The organism is Neisseria sp. P0021.S006 (assembly GCF_051956895.1).
Map to the genome: position 1 here is coordinate 1 of NZ_JBQCWZ010001327.1, position 429 is coordinate 429.

The window sequence follows — 429 nt, forward strand, 5'->3', positions numbered from 1 at the left end:
GTGCGCAGCAATTCGCGGATACCTTCCGCACCCATTTTGGCATCAAAGTCGTCGCCATATTCGTCCAGCTTGTTGTAGTAATCGTATTCAGTCAGCAATTGACGGCGTTGCAACGGAGTCATGCCGGGATCGGTCACCACGAATGCTTCCACGTACAATACACGTTCGATATCACGCAACGTCATGTCCAATACCATACCCAGGCGGGAAGGCAGGGATTTTAAGAACCAAATGTGGGCAACAGGTGCTGCCAATTCGATATGGCCCATGCGGTCGCGGCGCACTTTGGACAGGGTAACTTCTACGCCACATTTTTCACAGGTTACGCCTTTAAATTTCAAGCGTTTGTACTTACCGCACAAACATTCATAGTCTTTAACCGGGCCAAAGATTTTGGCGCAGAACAAACCGTCGCGCTCTGGTTTGAAC

The 429-nt window shown here is 49.9% G+C and carries 1 pseudogene; it reads right to left on the reverse strand.

Annotated elements, in window-relative coordinates:
- A pseudogene (locus tag ACTHUM_RS20130) lies at positions 1-429 on the reverse strand (DNA-directed RNA polymerase subunit beta'); the annotation flags it as partial.